Raw genomic sequence first — 17,511 nt, forward strand, 5'->3', positions numbered from 1 at the left:
CTCCCCCAGGCTGCGCGCACTTCGTGTCGCTGCGCCTACCCCCTCTCCGGGGGCAACACCTGCGGCCCGGCAAAGCCGGTTCCGCGGTGTTTTACGAACGGGCTTCGCTTCGCTTGCCGGGGGCATTGCCATTGAGAGGGATTCCTATGTTCGAACTTCGTCTGATGGCGCCTGAGGAGTTGGTCGAGACCGTCAGTGATGCGCTGGATGCGCTCGATGCGTTGAGTGTTTCGGTCGAGGATGCCGATGCGCAGACCGATGCGGAGCAGGCGCTGTTCGGCGAGCCGGGCATGCCGCCGCCGAAGGAGGGCTGGCAGCGGTCGCGCGTGATCGCACTGTTCTCCACCGAGCAACTGGCGCGTGAGGCGGCCGTTGTGTTGGCGGCGCAGGAGTTCTTTGCAGATTGCCGCGTGCTGGGGTTGGCGGACGTGCCGGAGCAGGACTGGGTTCGGCTGACGCAGTCGCAGTTCGCGCCGGTCGAGGTCACACCTGAGTTCTGGATCGTACCGACATGGCATGAGCCGCCCCTGCAGGCGCGGCAGATCATTCGCCTGGACCCGGGGCTGGCGTTCGGCACCGGTACGCACCCGACCACGCGCATGTGCCTGCGGTGGATCGCTCGTCGCGGCCATCCGATGGGCCAGCGCGTGCTGGACTACGGCTGTGGCTCCGGCATCCTGGCGATCGGCGCCGCGAAATTCGGCGCGGGTGAGATCGATGCGGTCGATATCGATGAAGCCGCAGTGGAGTCGACTCGGCTCAATGCCGAGGCCAATGGCGTGCACCTGAATGCCGGTCTGCCCGAGGCAGCGGCTGGACGCTACGACGTCGTGCTTGCCAACATCCTCGCGACGCCGCTCAAGGTGCTGGCTCCCTTGCTCTGCGACTACGTGGTGGCGGGCGGCGCTCTGGTGCTGGCAGGCATCCTCGAACGTCAGGCAGACGAGTTGAAACTCGCCTATGCACCGTACGCCTCGCTGGAAGTGAGCGACAGCGAGGATGGCTGGATCCTCATGACTGCAAAGATCTAGTTGGCGCCGGGCTGCGCGCAACCAGCTTTTACAATCTGCGCCAGATGAGCTTGGTCACGCGTTGCCCCGCCTGCGAAACCACTTTCAAGGTGGTGAAGGACCAGCTTCGCATTTCGGATGGCTGGGTGCGCTGCGGTCGCTGCAGCCAGGTGTTCGATGCGACCCTTGATCTGCGAGAGGCGCCCGGGTCTGGACCGTCGCCATCTGCTCCTGTTCCAGCCCCCGCATCGACTCCTGCCGAAAATGGCTTTACGGTCGAGCAGCCGCTTGACGAACAGGAGCAGGCGTCGGAACCCTCAGCGCCGCCGGATGCTGATGAGCACGCACGGGAAGCGGTGGAGGCTGACTTTCTCGACGACGACCATCAGGGGATGTTGACGACGGACGGCGAACATGCGTTCGACGCCGGGCCTTCGAAACCGGCAGCGAACATGCTGTCTTTCGCAGGCGTCGTCGCTGACGAGCCTTGGCCCGATTCGGATCTGTTGAATCTGGGTGATGAAGGCCGCACCGTTGTGCGACCGCCGTTGCCTCCACCACTTTCGTTTCCGAACATCGATCTGTCCTTGCCGGCGCCAGTGCCTGCACCTCCTCCGAGCATTCCCGAAACCGAGCCGACCACCGAGGACGTCAGCAATGCGCAGTTGCAAAAGGCGCTGCGCCGTGCACGAGTCAAGTCAGCCAAGATTGCCAAGGCCAAGGCCCGTGATCAGAAGGCCGCTTCGGTCGAAACGGCGCCAGTGGTCCTGGCGGCCAGTGAGCCTGAACCACCGGTTGAAGTTGTCCGCGGCACGCCATCTTTCATGGGCGCATCGGGATCGGAGGCCTTCTGGCAGCGTCCTGCGGCTCGGCGTTCGATGGTGGCGGCGGCCGTTCTCGCCGCACTGGTCCTGATCGGGCAAATAATTTATCAGGAGCGTGATCTCATCGTTGCGCGCCAGCCGGGTTTGCGCCCGGCGATGGCGTCGATGTGCCAGGCGCTAGGCTGCCAGCTCTCCGCGCTTCGGCAGATCAACGACATCAAGGTCGATGGCGCGTCCTTCTCGCGCGAGAAGAGCGATGAAGGGTTCCGCCTCAGCTTTACCTTGCGCAATTCCGCCGACGTGCCGCTCGCGATGCCCGCCGTCGAGTTGTCGCTGCTCGATACGCAGGAGCGGGCCGTGGTGCGGCGCGTGCTCATGCCTTCCGAATTTGGCGCGCCGTCGATCTTGCCGGCGCGTGCCGAACGCGCGGCGTCGATGTCGCTGAAACTCACCGGCCCCGAGGCCGCAATGATGCCGCCAGTCGCGGGCTTTCGTGTCGAGACGCTCTACCCCTGAGCGGCAGCGGCCTTTCCTTCCCATTCCAACCAACGATTCATTGGATCATCCATGGCAGCGGTAATTTGCGGTTCCCTCGCGTTCGACACGATCATGACTTTCGAGGGCCGGTTCGCGGACCAGATCCTTCCCGATCAGTTGCACATCCTCAACGTGTCCTTCCTGGTGCCCGGCCTGCGCCGCGATTTCGGCGGCTGCGCGGGCAACATCGCCTACAGCCTCAACGCGCTCGGCGGCACGGCACTGCCGATGGCGACGGTCGGCAGCGACGGCGGCGACTATCTGGAGCGCCTGCGCTCGCTGGGCATCAGCGCCGAGTTCGTCCGGCAGGTGGACGACACCTTCACTGCGCAAGCCATGATCATGAACGACCGGGACAACAACCAGATCACAGCGTTCCATCCTGGCGCGATGCAGCAGGCGCACATCACGCGCGTCACGGCGCGCGAGGACATCAAGCTCGGCATCGTGGCGCCGGATGGCCGCGACGCGATGGTGCAGCACGCGGAGCAATTCAAGGCGGCCGACATTCCTTTCGTTTTCGATCCGGGCCAGGGCTTGCCGATGTTCGATGGCAAGGAACTCGCGCACTTCGTCGACCTGGCCAGTTGGGTCGTGGTGAACGACTACGAAGGAAAGATGCTCGCGCAGCGCACGGGCTGGAGCCTCGCCGAGATCTCGAAGCGCGTTCGCGGGTTGGTGGTGACCTTGGCCGCCGAAGGTTGCGAGGTGTGGACCCACGGCGAGAGCGAGCACGTGCCCGCGGTGAAGCCGACGGCCGTGATCGAGCCGACCGGCTGCGGCGACGCGTGGCGTGGCGCGCTGCTGTTCGGACTGGAGCAGGGCTGGCCCCTCGTGCGTTGCGCCGCGTTGGGCAACCAACTGGGCGCGCTCAAGATCGCGCAGCGCGGGCCGCAGAATTACAAGGTGGATCTGAAGGCCATCGGCCTCTGACGCGCCGGATGCAAAAAAGCCCGGCACCTCGCGGTGCCGGGCTTTGCCTTCAAGGCCGCTGAACGACTCAGGGCTTGCTGGCCGTCGGGAACGGCCATGCTGCCTGCGGGTTCAGCGTAGTCTGCGCTGCGGGAGCAGGGGCAGGGGCGACGGCAGCCTTCGCGGGCGCCTTGGCGGCCTTCTTGGCAGCGGGCTTCTTCGCTGCTTTCTTGGCAGCGGGCTTCTTGGCCGCGGCCTTCTTCGCAGGGGCCTTCTTGGCAGGGGCCTTCTTGGCAGCGGCCTTCTTCGCCGGCGCCTTCTTGGCGGCTACCTTCTTCGCCGGGGCCTTCTTTGCCGCAACCTTCTTGGCTGCAACCTTCTTCGCCGGCGCCTTCTTTGCCGCAACCTTCTTGGCTGCAACCTTCTTCGCCGGCGCCTTCTTCGCTACGACCTTCTTGGCCGGTGCCTTCTTGGCGGCGACCTTCTTTGCCGGAGCCTTCTTTGCCGGGGCCTTCTTTGCAGCGGCTTTCTTAGCCGGCGCTTTCTTTGCAGTTGCCATTTCTATTTCTCCTTGATCAAGTTGAAAAATCAACCTTTTGAAGCACTCCACGCATGTTGGTCAGCGTGAAGCGATTCATGGCGTTGGAGCAGGCTCCAGCACCATGAACACCTGCGCCCTCACCGATGCCGCACTCTTTGGTGCTGGTCGTCGGCGAGAACTATTCTTGAATTCACTTTTTGTTCTTGTCGGAAAGATTCAATCCCAGGAGAGCGCACCACCCGACTGATACTCGATCACGCGGGTTTCGAAGAAGTTGCGCTCCTTCTTCAGGTCAATCATTTCGCTCATCCAGGGGAACGGATTTTCCTCGTTCGGGAAGAGCGTTTCGAGGCCGATCTGCTGCGCGCGCCGGTTGGCGATGTAGCGCAGGTAGCCCTTGAACATGGATGCGTTCATGCCGAGCACGCCGCGCGGCATGGTGTCTTCGGCATATCGGTATTCGAGCTCGACGGCCTTCATGAAGAGGGCCTTGATCTCCGCCTTGAACTCGGCGGTCCAGAGGTGCGGGTTCTCGAGCTTGAGCTGGTTGATCAGGTCGATGCCGAAATTGCAGTGCATCGACTCGTCGCGCAGGATGTACTGGTACTGTTCGGCGGCGCCGGTCATCTTGTTCTGGCGGCCCAACGCGAGGATCTGCGTGAAACCGACGTAGAAGAAGAGTCCTTCCATCAGGCAGGCGAAGACGATCAGCGACTTGAGCAAGGTCTGGTCGTTCTCGTGCGTACCGGTGTGGAAGTTCGGGTCGCTGATGGCGTCGATGAACGGGATCAGGAACTGGTCCTTCTCGCGGATCGACGGGACTTCGTTGTAGGCGTTGAAGATCTCGCTCTCGTCCAGGCCGAGCGACTCGACGATGTACTGGTACGCGTGTGTGTGGATCGCTTCCTCGAAGGCCTGGCGAAGCAGGAACTGGCGGCACTCGGGCGCCGTGATGTGGCGGTAGGTGCCCAGCACGATGTTGTTGGCGGCCAGCGAGTCGGCGGTCACGAAGAAGCCGAGGTTGCGCTTGACGATGCGGCGCTCGTCCTCGGTCAGGCCGTTGGGATCTTTCCAGAGCGCGATGTCGCGCGTCATGTTCACTTCCTGCGGCATCCAGTGGTTGGCGCAGGTGGCGAGGTACTTTTCCCAGGCCCACTTGTACTTGAACGGAACCAGCTGGTTGACGTCGGTCTGGCCGTTGATGATGCGCTTGTCGGCAGCCTTGACGCGATGCGCCACCGGCGCGACGGACGACACTGCTTGTGCGGGCCGCAATGCTGCGCCGTCATCGAGCGTGCGCGCGACGGGCGAAGCGGAAGAGAGAGGGGAAGCAATTTGCGAAGTCGGAAACTCCGTCGAGCGGCCGACTTGCGTGCCGCTGTTCGATGTGTGCCGCAATCCTTGTTGCAGATCCTTTGGCAAGGAGGGCTTGACTTCTTCGTCCCAGGTCAACATAGAAAAATCCAATGCTCAAATTATGTGAGCAACGATGTGAGTTGCAAAGTGCTCCTTCACATCGCGCTCCAATTATGTTGTCGTTATGTTGTTCGCATGCATCGCAATTTGTCAGGCAATGCCGCGAACGACCTCCACTTCATGCCGACATCATTGGCATGCTTCGCACGTCGGATCGTCGACGCCGCAAAAAGCGATGTCGGTTGCGGGCATCGCATTCAACTGCGCTTGCGCTGCGAGTGCAGCGGCTTCGAGTGCGCTCATGCCTTGCGATGCATCGCCGCTGCCTGAAGACACCGCGTTGAGCCGACCCGATTGAACAGTGGACTTCTCGGCATGCGTCGCGCTCTGCGTGCGCAGGTAGTAGGTGGTCTTCAAGCCGCGCAGCCATGCGAGCTTGTAGGTGTCGTCGAGCTTCTTGCCTGATGCACCGGCCATGTAGATGTTGAGCGACTGCGCTTGGTCGATCCACTTCTGGCGACGCGCAGCGGCCTCGACCAACCACGTGGTCTCGACCTCGAACGCGGTCGCGTAGAGCGCCTTGACGTCCTGCGGCACACGGTCGATGGGACGCAGCGAACCGTCGAAGTGCTTCAGGTCCATCACCATCACGTCGTCCCACAGGCCCAGGCGCTTGAGGTCGCGCACCAGGTAATGGTTGATGACGGTGAACTCGCCGGAGAGGTTGGACTTGACCGAGAGGTTGCCGAAGCAGGGCTCGATCGATGCATCCACGCCGATGATGTTCGAGATGGTCGCGGTCGGTGCGATGGCGACGCAGTTGGAGTTGCGCATGCCGTCGGCCTTGATCTTCTGGCGCAGCGCGTCCCAGTCGAGCGTTGCAGAACGGTCCACTTCGACGTATCCGCCGCGTGCCTTTTCGAGCAGGTCGAGCGTGTCGGGCGGAAGCACTCCCTTGTCCCACAGCGAGCCCTTGTAGCTCGAGTACTTGCCGCGTTCGCGCGCCAGGTCGGTCGAGGCCCAGTAGGCGTGGTAGCAGATCGCTTCCATCGATTCGTCGGCGAACTGCACGGCTTCCTGCGAGGCGTAGGGAATGCGCAGTTCATACAGTGCGTCCTGGAAGCCCATCAGGCCGAGGCCGACCGGGCGATGGCGCAGGTTCGAATCGCGCGCCTTCTTGACAGCGTAGTAGTTGATGTCGATCACGTTGTCGAGCATGCGCATCGCGGTCGAGATGGTGCGCTTGAGCTTTTCCTGATCGACCTTGCCGTCCTTCAGATGCTGCAGCAGGTTGACCGAGCCGAGGTTGCAGACGGCGGTTTCGGTGTCGCTGGTGTTGAGCGTGATCTCAGTGCAGAGGTTCGACGAATGAACCACGCCGGCGTGCTGCTGAGGCGATCGCACGTTGCAGGCGTCCTTGAACGTGATCCACGGATGCCCGGTTTCGAACAGCATCGTGAGCATCTTGCGCCAGAGGTCGGTGGCCTGGAGCGTGCGGCTCGGCTTGATGTCGCCGCGCGCAGCCTTTTCTTCGTAGGCCACGTAGGCGGTTTCGAAGTCGGCGCCGAACTTGTCATGCAGGTCAGGCACGTTGGAAGGCGAGAACAGCGTCCAGGTGCCCTTTTCCATCACGCGGCGCATGAAGAGGTCGGGAATCCAGTTCGCCGTGTTCATGTCGTGCGTGCGGCGGCGGTCATCGCCGGTGTTCTTGCGCAGTTCGAGGAATTCCTCGATGTCGAGGTGCCAGCTTTCCAGGTAGGTGCAGACCGCGCCCTTGCGCTTGCCGCCCTGGTTGACTGCGACCGCGGTGTCGTTCACGACCTTCAGGAAAGGCACGACGCCCTGCGATTCGCCGTTGGTGCCCTTGATATGGCTGCCGAGGGCGCGCACGCGCGTCCAGTCGTTGCCCAGGCCACCGGCGAACTTGGAGAGCAGCGCGTTTTCCTTGATCGACTCGTAGATGCCGTCGAGGTCGTCGGGCACGGTCGTCAGGTAACAGCTGGACAGCTGCGAGCGCAGCGTGCCGCTGTTGAACAAGGTCGGCGTGCTCGACATGAAGTCGAAGGAGGACAGCACTTCATAGAACTCGATCGCCCGGGCTTCGCGGTCGATCTCGTTGAGCGAGAGGCCCATCGCGACGCGCATGAAGAAGGCTTGCGGGAGTTCGATGCGCGATTTGCGCACGTGCAGGAAGTAGCGGTCGTAGAGCGTCTGCAGGCCGAGATAGTCGAACTGCATGTCGCGTTCGGGCTTGAGCGCGGCGCCAAGGCGGGCCAGATCGAACTGCAGCAGCTTCTCGTCCAGCAGCTCGTTGTCGACGCCCTTCTTGATGAACTGCGGGAAGTAGTCGGCGTAGGCCTGGGCCCGTTCGGCCGGCGGCACTTCGCGGCCGATCACTTCCTTGAAGATCGTGTGCAGCAGCAGGCGGGCGGTGGCGAAGGTGTAGTCGGGGTCCTTCTCGATCAGCGTGCGGGCAGCGAGGATCGAAGCCTTGTAGACCTCGTCGAGCGGAACGCCGTCGTAGAGATTGCGCATGGTCTCGGCCACTATCGGGCCGGCCGTGATGCTGTCGCCCAGGTCGGTGCAGGCGGATTCGATCAGGGCCTTGAGTTCGTTCAGGTCGAGCGCCACGCGCTCGCCGCGGTCCAGCACGTGCAGCGTGGAAACGGCAACCTGCGACTCGGTGTCGCCCTGTTTCGTGCGCTCCTGCGAGCGGCGTTCGCGGTACAGCACATAGGCGCGGGCGATCTCGTGGTGGCCGCCGCGCATCAGGCCGAGTTCGACCTGGTCCTGCACGTCCTCGATATGGAAGGTGCCGCCGCCCGGTCGCGAGCGGACCATGGCGCGGACCACGCCTTGCGTCAGGTTGTCGACCGTCTCGCGCACGCTGGCGGACGCCGCGCCCTGCGTGCCATGCACTGCAAGGAAGGCCTTCATCATCGCGATGGCGATCTTGTTCGGCTCGAAAGGCACGACCGAGCCGTTGCGGCGAATGATCTGGTAATGGGCGAGCGCGTTGCCTGCAGGCGAGCCGGCAACGTCGCGGTTTTGCGGCGTCGAGGGTACGGCGCGGGAAGTAGAGGAGGGGGGGGTCAGGGCTGTTTGCATTCGATCCTCGTTGGCAATTCTTGTTGGGGCGGCAGTGCCGTGTTGGCCATTGTTCCGGGCGGTACGCGCCGGGCAGGGCACACTATATCTGGGGCCCATGGGGTCCACAACCCACTAGATATAGTGTTTTCGACAATCTACAACGACCGTGATTTTTGTTGCTGGACGCCGAAGGCACATTTATCCCGCATCACCAGTGCCCCACGTTAACTGGGTCCGCGATCTACGGGGGTTTCCGAGGGATTTGGGCCTGAAAACCGCATGGTTGCTGCGCTTGCGCAGCGCGGGGGGATCATTCGCGGCGATGCACCCGGGATACATCGCCCGTTGCTTCGCGATTGAAAAATTTCAGCGTGTTGCGACGCCCGGGGGGAACATCGCCGGATCCCAGCCGAGTTCCGCGCGCAGGAGGCGCCAATCAAAGCCGGCGCCCGGGTCTTCCTTGCGGCCCGGCGCAATGTGTTCGTGGCCGGCGATGAATTCGATCGCGTAGTGCTGCGCGATCGCCGGGCACAGGCTGGCCAGGGTTTCGTATTGCGCGCCTTCGAAGGGTTCGCCCTCCAGCCCTTCGAGCTCGATGCCGATCGAATCGTCGTTGCAGTTCGCGCGGCCGCGCCAGGACGAAGCGCCGGCGTGCCACGCGCGGTCGTCGCAGCTCACGAACTGCCACAGCTCGCCGTTGCGTCTTATATAGAAGTGAGCGGAGACCTCCAGGCCGCGGATGGCGGCGAAGTAGGGATGCGCGTCCCAGTCGAGGCGATTCGTGAAGAGCTGCTGCACTTCGTCGCCGCCGTAGCGGCCGGGTGGCAGGCTGATCGAATGCAGGACGACGAGGTCGATCTGCGCGCCGTCCGGGCGTGGCCCGAAATTGGGGGAGCGCAACTGTCGGGCGAAGCGATACCAGCCGGACTGCCAGAGTCCGGCGCCGGGTTCATTCATCGGCACCGAGACCATTGCCATCATCGCCATTCGGTGTCGCGATGCCTAGGCGCGCGATGCGATAGCGGATTTGTCGAAGGCTCAAGCCGAGGCGCGCCGCCGCCGCCGTGCGATTGAAGCCGGTTTCCTGCAGGGCGCGGATGAGGATCTGGCGCTCCTGCTCATCGAGGTAGCCTTGCAGATCACTCGGCATCGCCGATGCCTGGCGCGTGGGCAATGGGGGCGCGGTCGCGGGACCAGGTTCCGGCAGAAGGACGGGCTCCGCCAACGCGGGTTCCGCAGGGATCACCGCGCTGTCGACGAGGTCGAGATGCAGCATGTCGCCGTCGTTCAACGCGACGGCGCGATGCAGGAGGTTCTCCAGTTCACGGACATTGCCGCGAAGCGGGTGCTCGGACAGGCGCTGGAGCACATCGGCCGACAGGGAGGGCACCGGCATGCCGGCATCGCCTGCGATGCGTTCGAGCAGCGCAATGCACAGCGCGGGCAGGTCGCTGCGACGCTCGCGCAAGGCCGGCACGGCGATCTCGATCACGTTGAGGCGGTAGAAAAGATCCTGCCGGAAGCGGCTGGCCTGGACCTCGGCGTGCAGGTCCTTGTGCGTGGCGCTCACGATGCGGACGTCGACCGCATCCTCCTGCGTCGAGCCGATGGGGCGCACGCTGCGCTCCTGGATGGCGCGCAGCAGCTTGGACTGCATCGCCAGCGGCAGGTCGCCAATCTCGTCGAGGAACAAGGTGCCGCCGCGTGCCGCCTGGAAATAGCCGTCGCGGTCCTGGGAAGAGCCGGTGTAGGAGCCCTTGCGCGCGCCGAAGAATTCGGCTTCGAGAAGGTTCTCGGGAATGGCGCCGCAATTGACTGCGACGAACGGACCGTCGCTGCGCTGGCTGCACGCATGCACGGCGCGCGCGGCCAGTTCCTTGCCGGTGCCGGATTCGCCGCGCACCAGCACCGGCGCCATGCCCCGCGCCACCTTGGCGATGCGTGCCTTGACGAGGCGCATCGGTTCGGATTCGCCTACCAGCCGTTCGAGCGCAGCGACGCCGCTGCTGCCGATGGCCGGCACCGCCTTGCCGCCGTCGTCGCCCGTACGAACCGCTTTCGCCGTGGTCGGCTGTGCCGTCGCCTGCACGGCGGACGCCACGACCGAACGGAACTGCTTCAGGTCGACCGGTTTGGTGAGGTAGTCGAATGCGCCGGCCTTGAGCGCCTCGACCGCATTCTCAGCCGAGCCGTAGGCCGTCATCACGACGCAGCGCTCGGCGCGCTGGTCCTGCTGGATGCGCAGGAGGATCTCCATGCCGAGCCCGTCGGGCAGGCGCATGTCGGTGATCACGGCATCGAAGCGGCCGGCCTCCAGGTGCTGCCAGGCCTCCGACACGCTGCCGGCCGCCTCGACGCGGTAGCCCTCGCGAAGCAGCGTGAGTTCATAGAGTGTGCGCAGATCGGGTTCGTCGTCGACGACCAGGATCTGGGCGGGGCGCGGCGCGGACGGGTTAGGGGTGCTCACACTGCTATTGTGTCAGTCGAGTTTCGGCCGCTGCAAACGCGACGAAAAACTCGTTGCCCTCCGGCCCTGTCGGGGACAGAGTGCGGCGCTCGTAGCCGATCGTCGCGCCGTGGCGCTCGCACAACTCGCGACACAGGAACAGACCCAGGCCGCTCGAACGGCTTTCGGAAGAGAAGAAGGGTTCGAATAGATGCCGCTGCACCGCGGGTTCGAGCGGTGCACCGTCGCTCCATATCTGGAGGCAAGGCCGGCCGGCGGAGTTCACGCGCGTGGTGATCTGGATCGAACCCTCGCGGTCCCCTGCATAGCGCGCTGCGTTGTCGAGCAGGTTCACGAGGATGCGGCGCAGGTGCTCGACGTCGAAGCGCACGTCGCTTCCGGTCGCGTCGAGCGCCAGCAGCACGCCTTGCCGCTGCGCGTGCTGCACCCATTCTTCCGCGAGCGTACGGACGGTCGGGTCGAGGATGATCTGTTCGCCGAGCGGCAGCACGCGCTGTTGCCGGGCCCGCGCCACATCGAGCACATCGTCGACGATGCGCGACAGGCGCTGCGCGTTCTGTTGCACCATCGTCGTGAGCTGCCGATGCGCAGGGTCGACCAGGTCCTCGCCGAGCAGTGCGCTGGCCTGGGTGATGGCGGCGAGCGGATTGCGGATCTCGTGCGCGACCGCCGCCGACATGCGTCCCATGGCTGCCAGCTTCTCGGTGCGGATGCGGGCTTCGAGTTCGCGCAGATCCTGCAGGAACATCACGCACAAGCTTTCGGTGTGGCGATCCCTCGTTTGCGTGAGGCGTGTGCGCACCCGGACTTCGCGCGCCGTGCCCTGTGCTTGCGCGACGGGAATTTCCTTTGATTGGGGCGTGCGCCGTGAGAAGGTCTGCCGCGCAAGTGCGGCGAGCGGAGCCCATGCCGGATGCGCACTCAGCGCGAACGGCAGCGCGAGTTCCGCCAGGCCCTGGCCGAGGATGGCATCGGCGGCCGGGTTGGTGGCGTGCACTTGGCCTTGGGCATCGATCACCAGGACGCCTTCGCTCAGCGTCTCGATCACGAGGTCGTTGACCAGTGCATGCATCTGCGCCGCGCCGCGGTTTCGCTGCGCCACCGCTTCCTCGCGCGTCAGCCGGCGCGCCAACTCGTGCGCCAGCAAGGCCACCACGAAGAGCCCCGTGCCGGTCAGCGCCGCCTGGACGAACCGGGGCGAGGTGTCCGTGGGCTGCTCCAGCCAGAACCAGGTCGCATGCGCCAGCAGCAGCAAGGTGGCTGCAGCCGTCGTGCCGAGGCCCACCGCGCTCGTGCCCAGCACCGCGCCCATCAACACGGGCAGCGCGAACAGCGGTGTGTAGTTGATGCTGCCGACCTGCATCACTTGCAGCGCCGTGAAAGTGACGAGGTCGACCCCGATGGTCGAGAGCCACGCACCCCCGACGCCCCGTATCGGCTTGAACGGCGCAAACCGCGCCGCCAGCAGCGCGGCGATGACATAGCCGGCCGACAGTGCAACGGCGGCCGGCTGCATCGACTGTCCCAGGACCATGGCCAGGGCCTGCAACAGCAGCAGCACCGCCGCGACAAAGCATCGCGCGGCTATGAAACCCCGCCACAGGCGCTGCAGCGCCGAGCTTTCGCCGCTGAAATGTTCGAGCGAGCTCCAGTCCGTGGCCGGGTCGCTCCGTGACCAGGTCACTTGGCTCGCCCTGCGGCTTGGCGGTGGGCTGCGCTGCAGTAGATCCCCGATGGCCCGGTGATTGCATCGGCGGCTGGCAGGTGGAGGCCGCAATGGGCGCAACGGACCATGGCTTGGGGGGCGCCGACGGCCGGTGGCTTGGCGGGCGGTGGGGGGCGCGACTGCATTTCTTCGCGGCGGTTCTTTCGCCAGATCCAGATGGCCACGAAGATGACGGCGAGGACGAGAAGGTATTTCATGCGGGGGCGCGCGAGAGGACGACTTCCAGCACGAAGCGCGAACCCACATAGGCCAGCACCAGCAGGGCGGAACCCGCGTAAAGCACGCGGCGCGCGGTGCGGCCGCGCCAGCCGAAGCGTGCGCGTCCAATCAGCAGGACGGCGAAGGCGAGCCAGGCCAGGACGGAGAAAACGGTCTTGTGGTCCCACTTCCAGCCGCGCACGGCCGTGCCGTAAAGGGTCTCGCTGAACAGAAGGCCCGCCAGCAATGTGGCCGACAGCAGTACGAAGCCTGCCGCGACGAAGCGGAAGGTCAGTCGCTCCATCGTGAGGAGGGGCACGCCACCCTGTGGTTCGGCAGCGAGACGGATCTGCTTTTCGGCGCGGGTCATGAGCCATGCATGGATCACCGCGGCACCGAACAAGCCGTAGGAAGCAATACCCAGCGCCAGGTGCAGCGGCAGCCAGGGCGAGGCCGAGACATGCAGCGGCGTGCCCGGGAACAGGACGGCAAGCAGCACGGCCGCAGCTCCAAGCGCTGCAAGTGCTCGGCGCACCTTCAGTTGTGGATACATCCGGCTTTCGATGGCGTAGACCGTCAGCACCAGCCAGGCCGTGACCGAAATCGCCGGCGCGAAGCCGAAGCGCGGGGTGCCGCCGACCAGCCCGCAGCCCAGCGCGAACGCGTGCAGCAGCCACGCCAGCACCAGCAGCGACTGTGTGGACGAGCGGCTGAGCCAGGAGGATGCGGCCGCGGTGAAGCCATAGGCTGCGGCGGTGGCGATGCCCAGTGCCACGCCGAGTGGGGAGGGGATCGCTAAAATCATCGGTCGGAGTTTAATGGCTCGCCCCCAGGCTTCGCGCACTTCGTGTCGCTTCGCCCACCCCCTGACCGGGGGCAACACCAGCGGACCGGCGGAGCCGGATCCGCGGTGTTTCACGACTTTCTTTCGCCCCGCTTCAGCGGAGCAACAAGGTACCCCTTTCATGGCCACCGCGCTCACAGAAAAGTTTTCCCGCCTCGTCAAGACGATGAGCGGCCAGGCCCGGATCACCGAAAGCAACGTGCAGGACATGTTGCGCGAGGTGCGCATGGCGTTGCTCGAAGCCGACGTGGCGCTGCCGGTCGTTCGCGACTTCGTCGCGCGCGTCAGGGAGAAGGCACTCGGCCAGGAAGTACTGGGTTCGCTGAAGCCCGGACAAGCGCTGGTCGGCATCGTGAACCGCGAACTCGCCGCGACCATGGGCGAGGGCGTGGCCGACATCAACCTCGTCGCCCAGCCGCCAGCCGTGATCCTGATGGCCGGTCTGCAAGGCGCCGGCAAGACCACCACCACCGCCAAGCTGGCCAAGCACCTGATCGAGAAGCGCAAGAAGAAGGTGCTCACCGTCTCGGGCGACGTGTACCGTCCCGCCGCCATCGAGCAACTCAAGACCGTCACCAAGCAGGCCGGGGCCGAATGGTTCCCGAGCAGCCCGGACCAGAAGCCGCTCGACATCGCGCGCGCCGCGCTCGACCACGCCAAGCGCCACTTCTTCGATGTGCTTCTGGTCGACACGGCCGGCCGTCTCGCGATCGACGAAGTGCTCATGACCGAAATCCAGCAACTGCACGCTGCACTCAATCCGATCGAGACGCTGTTCGTGGTCGATGCGATGCAAGGGCAGGATGCGATCAACACCGCCAAGGCCTTCAAGGAAGCACTGCCGCTGACCGGCATCATCCTGACCAAGACTGACGGCGACTCGCGCGGCGGCGCGGCCTTGTCGGTGCGACAGGTCACGGGCGTGCCGATCAAGTTCGCCGGTGTCAGCGAAAAGATCGATGGTCTGGAAGTCTTCGATGCCGAGCGGCATGCGGGCCGCATCCTGGGCATGGGCGACATCGTCGCGCTGGTCGAGCAGGTCACGGCCGGCGTGGACGTCGCCGCGGCGCAGAAGCTTGCGGCCAAGGTTAAGAGCGGCGCCGGTTTCGACCTCAACGACTTCCTCGGCCAGTTGCAGCAGATGAAGCAGATGGGTGGGCTCTCCAGCATCATGGACAAGCTGCCTGCGCAGATGGCCGCCAAGGCCACCGAAGCCGACATGACCCGCGCCGAACGCGACATCCGCCGCAAGGAAGGGATCATCAACAGCATGACCCCGCTGGAGCGACGCAAGCCCGAACTCCTCAAGGCAACGCGCAAGCGGCGCATCGCGGCCGGCGCCGGCGTGCAGGTTCAGGAAGTGAACCGTCTGCTCAACGAGTTCGAGCAGATGCAGGGGATGATGAAGAAGATGAAGGGCGGCGGCCTCATGAAGATGATGAAGCGCATGGGTGGCATGAAGGGCATGCCCGGCATGGGTGGTGGCGGCGGGATGCCGCGGTTCTGACTCACCTGCGGACCGGCGGAGCCGGTTCCGCGGTATTCCTGACAAAGAAAAAGCCCGCCGAAGCGGGCTTTTTCTTGCGCGTCCTACGACTCAGGCCGGCACGGGCCGGGCCAGGCGCACCGCGTGCATCCAGGCCCTGCGCAGCACGGCCGGCGAACGCGACTCCTCCGGAATCAGCAGGAAGCCCTTGTCGCGCAGGGAGTTGCCTAGCGCGATCTGGCTGGTCAGGACCGTCAGCGGGATCGCCAGCAGCAGCGGCAGGCCCACCGGCATCAGCCAGGCCAGCGCGCTGGCGTCGATCAGTGCGACGCCTACGGCCAGCGCGGCGATCACCAGAGTCATCGGGGCCAGCTGCGAGGCGGCGATGCGCCACGGCACGGCAGCGGCTTCACGCGGAGGCGACTTCCATTCGAGCTTGATGCCAGTGAGCGCCACGACCACGAACAGCGAGTGGGCCAGCATGCGCACCGGCGCCTGCACGATGGCGAGGGTGCTTTCCAGGGCTGCGCTCTTGAGCAGACCGCCCACGCCACCGAACTGGCGCTGCTCGCCGCGGATCACCACGGCGACGATCCCCAGCACGCGCGGCAGAAACAGCAAGCACAGCGTCCACAGCCAGAGGCCGGCCAATTCCATCGGCATGGCGAGCCAGTGGTCGACAACGGTCGAACCGGTGAGCCACAGGGCGGTGCCCAGCGTCAGGAACGCCAGCCACAGCGGCGCGGAGACGTAGGCCATCGTGCCGGTGACGAACATCGCGCGGTGCACCGAGTGCAGGCCGGGCTCGGCCATCAGGCGGGCGTTTTGCAGGTTGCCCTGGCACCAACGGCGGTCGCGCTGCAGTTCGGCCAGCAGGTCCGGCGGTTGCTGCTCGTAGCTGCCGACCAGATCCGCCACCAGCCAGACGTGATAGCCGGCGCGGCGCATCAGCGCGGCTTCGACGAAGTCGTGCGACATGATGCCGCCGGACATGCCGCCCTTGCCCTTGATGGGCGCCAGCGCGCAGTGGTCCATGAAGGGCTGGACGCGGATGATCGCGTTGTGGCCCCAGTAGTGCGACTCGCCGAGCTGCCAGAACTGCATGCCGAGCGTGAACAGGCGACCCGTCATGCGCGAGGCGAACTGCTGGGCGCGGGCGTGCAGCGTGACGTGGCCGATGGCCTGCGTCGCGGTCTGGATGATGCCGGCCGTGGGGTTGGCTTCCATCAGCTTGACCATGGAGGTCAGGCAGTCGCCGCTCATGACGCTGTCGGCGTCGAGCACGACCATGTAGCGGTAGTCCTTGCCCCAGCGGCGGCAGAAGTCGGCGACGTTGCCGGCCTTGCGGTGCGTGCGGCGGGTGCGCAGGCGGTAGTACACCTCGACCTGCGGCTGGTTGGGGCTGCTCGCCAGGGCGGTGCGCAGGTCTTCCCAGGCAGCGTGCTCGGCGGCGGCGATCTCGGGCGTGTAGCTGTCGGACAGCACGAACACGTCGAACTGCTGGGCATGGCCGGTCGCGGCCACCGATTCGCAGGTGGCGCGCAGGCCGGCGAACACGGTCGCCACGTCCTCGTTGCAGATCGGCATGACGATTGCCGTCCGCGCCTCGGGGTTCATGGGGTGGTTCGCCACCTGCTTGGCGGACAGCGCATGCTTGTCACCGCGTACCGAGACGTAGAAGCCCATCAGCGCAGTCACGAAGCCGGTCACGACCCAGCCCGACAGCAGGCCGTACAGGGCGATCTGGCTGTATTCGAGCCAGAGGTTGTCGTAGTCCGGTTGCACGCGCGCAAACAGGGTGGAAGCAAGCACAGTGCTGAACAGCGCGAGCGCCATGAAGGTGAAACGGCGCTGCTTCGCCGCGCGCTCCCATGGTTGCCGGGCGGCCGGCGCCGCGGCTTGCCGCGAGGCCTTCGCCGCGCCGCCAGCGCCGAGCTTGACCAGCAGTGCAGTACCGATGCTGTTCCAGAAGCCGCGCCAGGGACGGGGCATCATCGAGCCGCGGTTGATGGGGGGAGCGGTCACCGAGTTGGGGTGGCGCTCTTCGCGAAGGACGCTGCGGTGCGAGAAATCGCCTTCCGTCAGGACCTTCAATTGGGAGTATTCATTGGGCTTCATGCGGCAGCTCAGCGTTGCTTCTGGACGGAGGGCGTGTCGCCAATAGCCGGAAAGCGCTTGAACACGCAATCCGGCGCAATGCCGCTGGAAGCTTCGAGTGCCGCCAGCGACTGACCCGCGGCGCGGGGCCGCGAGAGGGAAAACTGCTTTTGACGCAGGCCATCGCGCTGCGGACGCATCGCGAAAGAGGGGCTGGTAAGTGCTGTCATGCCTTTAAAGGGGCAAACCCTGTGCCAGCACGGAAAAGCTATTTCAAATCAAGCACTTAGGGTGATTTGGAGCAGGCTGACCCGGCCAGGATGCCCGAAATGGCCCCAAACCACCCGAATCTGTCGCCGAATC

14 protein-coding genes are annotated in these 17,511 nt (G+C 65.1%); 4 read left to right on the forward strand and 10 right to left on the reverse strand.

Annotated elements, in window-relative coordinates; genetic code table 11:
- Positions 1–146 precede the first annotated feature (146 nt).
- Genes prmA through QTI24_RS16490 form a run of 3 tightly spaced genes read left to right on the forward strand, consistent with a single transcriptional unit; the run spans position 147 to position 3,304 of the window.
- Positions 147–1,031: a 50S ribosomal protein L11 methyltransferase gene (prmA, locus tag QTI24_RS16480; RefSeq protein ID WP_286601825.1), complete on the forward strand. Its 885-nt coding sequence runs from the start codon at positions 147–149 to the stop codon at positions 1,029–1,031.
- A 44-nt stretch (positions 1,032–1,075) separates the two neighbouring features.
- Positions 1,076–2,350 (forward strand): zinc-ribbon and DUF3426 domain-containing protein, encoded by a 1,275-nt coding sequence (locus QTI24_RS16485; protein WP_286601826.1) that lies wholly within the window; start codon positions 1,076–1,078, stop codon positions 2,348–2,350.
- A 51-nt stretch (positions 2,351–2,401) separates the two neighbouring features.
- Positions 2,402–3,304 (forward strand): carbohydrate kinase family protein, encoded by a 903-nt coding sequence (locus QTI24_RS16490; RefSeq protein WP_286601827.1) that lies wholly within the window; start codon positions 2,402–2,404, stop codon positions 3,302–3,304.
- A gap of 67 nt (positions 3,305–3,371) precedes the next feature.
- Here the strand turns inward: QTI24_RS16490 and QTI24_RS16495 are convergent, their stop codons facing one another.
- The 8 genes from QTI24_RS16495 to QTI24_RS16530 form a co-directional block, all read right to left on the reverse strand.
- Positions 3,372–3,842, reverse strand: coding sequence for a histone H1-like DNA-binding protein (locus QTI24_RS16495; RefSeq protein WP_286601828.1), 471 nt, complete (start codon positions 3,840–3,842; stop codon positions 3,372–3,374).
- A 198-nt stretch (positions 3,843–4,040) separates the two neighbouring features.
- Positions 4,041–5,279 carry a ribonucleotide-diphosphate reductase subunit beta gene (locus QTI24_RS16500; protein WP_286601829.1) on the reverse strand — a complete coding sequence of 413 codons (1,239 nt, stop codon included), beginning with the start codon at positions 5,277–5,279 and terminating at the stop codon, positions 4,041–4,043.
- Between the two features lie 150 nt (positions 5,280–5,429).
- Positions 5,430–8,348 carry a ribonucleoside-diphosphate reductase subunit alpha gene (locus tag QTI24_RS16505; RefSeq protein ID WP_286601830.1) on the reverse strand — a complete coding sequence of 973 codons (2,919 nt, stop codon included), beginning with the start codon at positions 8,346–8,348 and terminating at the stop codon, positions 5,430–5,432.
- A gap of 348 nt (positions 8,349–8,696) precedes the next feature.
- Positions 8,697–9,311, reverse strand: coding sequence for a 1,6-anhydro-N-acetylmuramyl-L-alanine amidase AmpD (ampD, locus tag QTI24_RS16510; RefSeq protein ID WP_286601951.1), 615 nt, complete (start codon positions 9,309–9,311; stop codon positions 8,697–8,699).
- Positions 9,280–10,797 (reverse strand): sigma-54-dependent transcriptional regulator, encoded by a 1,518-nt coding sequence (locus tag QTI24_RS16515; RefSeq protein WP_286601832.1) that lies wholly within the window; start codon positions 10,795–10,797, stop codon positions 9,280–9,282. The genes ampD and QTI24_RS16515 overlap by 32 nt, the downstream gene beginning before the upstream one ends.
- Before the next feature lie 4 nt (positions 10,798–10,801).
- Positions 10,802–12,481, reverse strand: coding sequence for a two-component system sensor histidine kinase NtrB (locus QTI24_RS16520; protein ID WP_286601833.1), 1,680 nt, complete (start codon positions 12,479–12,481; stop codon positions 10,802–10,804).
- Positions 12,478–12,720: a PP0621 family protein gene (locus QTI24_RS16525; RefSeq protein ID WP_286601834.1), complete on the reverse strand. Its 243-nt coding sequence runs from the start codon at positions 12,718–12,720 to the stop codon at positions 12,478–12,480. Before QTI24_RS16525 ends, QTI24_RS16520 begins: the two co-directional genes overlap by 4 nt.
- Positions 12,717–13,526, reverse strand: a complete 810-nt coding sequence (locus QTI24_RS16530; RefSeq protein ID WP_286601835.1) for a cytochrome C assembly family protein — start codon at positions 13,524–13,526, stop codon at positions 12,717–12,719. The genes QTI24_RS16525 and QTI24_RS16530 overlap by 4 nt, the downstream gene beginning before the upstream one ends.
- Before the next feature lie 160 nt (positions 13,527–13,686).
- On the opposite strand from QTI24_RS16530, the gene ffh reads away from it, so the two are divergent.
- Positions 13,687–15,072: a signal recognition particle protein gene (ffh, locus tag QTI24_RS16535; protein WP_286601836.1), complete on the forward strand. Its 1,386-nt coding sequence runs from the start codon at positions 13,687–13,689 to the stop codon at positions 15,070–15,072.
- Between the two features lie 90 nt (positions 15,073–15,162).
- Here ffh and mdoH read toward each other — a convergent pair whose 3' ends face one another.
- Positions 15,163–17,169, reverse strand: a complete 2,007-nt coding sequence (mdoH, locus tag QTI24_RS16540) for a glucans biosynthesis glucosyltransferase MdoH (RefSeq protein ID WP_286601837.1) — start codon at positions 17,167–17,169, stop codon at positions 15,163–15,165.
- 8 nt (positions 17,170–17,177) lie between these two features.
- Positions 17,178–17,378: a hypothetical protein gene (locus QTI24_RS16545; protein WP_286601838.1), complete on the reverse strand. Its 201-nt coding sequence runs from the start codon at positions 17,376–17,378 to the stop codon at positions 17,178–17,180.
- Between the last annotated feature and the right edge of the window lie 133 nt (positions 17,379–17,511).

It is taken from the genome of Variovorax sp. J22P240 (assembly GCF_030316855.1).
GTDB lineage: Bacteria > Pseudomonadota > Gammaproteobacteria > Burkholderiales > Burkholderiaceae_C > Variovorax.

Coding starts and splice junctions, on each gene's coding strand:
- prmA (WP_286601825.1), top strand. CDS start 147: ATGTTCGAACTTCGTCTGATGGCGCCTGAGGAGTTGGTCGAGACCGTC.
- QTI24_RS16485 (WP_286601826.1), top strand. CDS start 1,076: ATGAGCTTGGTCACGCGTTGCCCCGCCTGCGAAACCACTTTCAAGGTG.
- QTI24_RS16490 (WP_286601827.1), top strand. CDS start 2,402: ATGGCAGCGGTAATTTGCGGTTCCCTCGCGTTCGACACGATCATGACT.
- QTI24_RS16495 (WP_286601828.1), bottom strand. CDS start 3,842: ATGGCAACTGCAAAGAAAGCGCCGGCTAAGAAAGCCGCTGCAAAGAAG.
- QTI24_RS16500 (WP_286601829.1), bottom strand. CDS start 5,279: ATGTTGACCTGGGACGAAGAAGTCAAGCCCTCCTTGCCAAAGGATCTG.
- QTI24_RS16505 (WP_286601830.1), bottom strand. CDS start 8,348: ATGCAAACAGCCCTGACCCCCCCCTCCTCTACTTCCCGCGCCGTACCC.
- ampD (WP_286601951.1), bottom strand. CDS start 9,311: ATGATGGCAATGGTCTCGGTGCCGATGAATGAACCCGGCGCCGGACTC.
- QTI24_RS16525 (WP_286601834.1), bottom strand. CDS start 12,720: ATGAAATACCTTCTCGTCCTCGCCGTCATCTTCGTGGCCATCTGGATC.
- QTI24_RS16530 (WP_286601835.1), bottom strand. CDS start 13,526: ATGATTTTAGCGATCCCCTCCCCACTCGGCGTGGCACTGGGCATCGCC.
- ffh (WP_286601836.1), top strand. CDS start 13,687: ATGGCCACCGCGCTCACAGAAAAGTTTTCCCGCCTCGTCAAGACGATG.
- mdoH (WP_286601837.1), bottom strand. CDS start 17,169: ATGAAGCCCAATGAATACTCCCAATTGAAGGTCCTGACGGAAGGCGAT.
- QTI24_RS16545 (WP_286601838.1), bottom strand. CDS start 17,378: ATGACAGCACTTACCAGCCCCTCTTTCGCGATGCGTCCGCAGCGCGAT.